Source organism: Staphylococcus sp. EZ-P03, from assembly GCF_003344575.1.
Lineage (GTDB): Bacteria > Bacillota > Bacilli > Staphylococcales > Staphylococcaceae > Staphylococcus > Staphylococcus simulans_B.
The window spans coordinates 1-932 of sequence record NZ_QPMO01000057.1 but is presented as its reverse complement, the minus strand read 5'-3'; the positions used below and the strand labels follow the sequence as shown (position 1 = coordinate 932).

The window sequence follows — 932 nt, the reverse complement described above, 5'->3', positions numbered from 1 at the left end:
TCTTTGTCTTTATAACGATTCATTACTTCTCTGCGATAGAAGTTTAACTCTCTATTCATGTGCTGAACGATATGAAATCTATCAAAGATTATAGATGCATTAGGAAAGAGCTTTTTAAATAAGAATAAATAGGGTTCAAACATATCAATGGTAATTGTTTTAACTTTAAGTCTATTTTTTCGATCAAAGCGTTCAAAATAAGCTTTTAAATAACCCGAAGTTCTGTTTTCTAAAACATCTAGAACTTCATGTGTGTCATTGTTAATAAATATAAAACTCATTAAGCCAGTCACACTCTTTACACTTCTAAATTCATCCATTGCCAAATGTTCAGGTAGATTATCGAAAGGCTTGATAAGTAAAGTTTTGACTGCTTTATTTCGAATACGACGTACTGTAGATGGAGAAACACAGTTGTCTTCTGCAGTATCTATTTCTGTTTTGACTTTCGTGGCTTCTTCAATTATTTTTTGATTCACATAATTAGAAATAAATCGTGTCTTATCTACGACATCAGTTTCAGCAGTAAAAGTTGTATTACACTCTAAACACTTAAAGCGTTGTTTAGCTAAGTTTAAATATGTATTATAGCCTTGAGTTTTAAGCAAGGTAATACGAGAAACACGTTTACCATGTTTGTGAATTTGTCCTTCATTTTTAATTCCGCAGCAAGGACAAGCCGAAGGCTTATACGTAAGTACAGCATTAACAACCGTAGACTTCTTTCCTTTTACTATTACATCAATATCTTGGCTAACAAATTTGATATTTTTATCTTTTATTCTTAGTATTTCTAATGTATCATTACACATAGGCGCACTTGTCTCCTTTAATTTGGGTTTAGGCACTTTAAATTATAGAGGCAATTGCGCTTTTTGTGTATCAAAAAAGGCGGGAAGTTTTACCTTCCCACCATAAAAGATGAAGAACCT

At 31.9% G+C, this 932-nt stretch carries 1 protein-coding gene; it reads right to left on the bottom strand.

Annotated features, from left to right (window positions below; translation table 11 throughout):
• Window positions 1–812, bottom strand: an 812-nt coding sequence (locus DVJ99_RS12955) for an ISL3 family transposase (RefSeq protein WP_114604553.1), incomplete at its 3' end; no start/stop codon positions are given.
• Window positions 813–932: the final 120 nt, after the last annotated feature.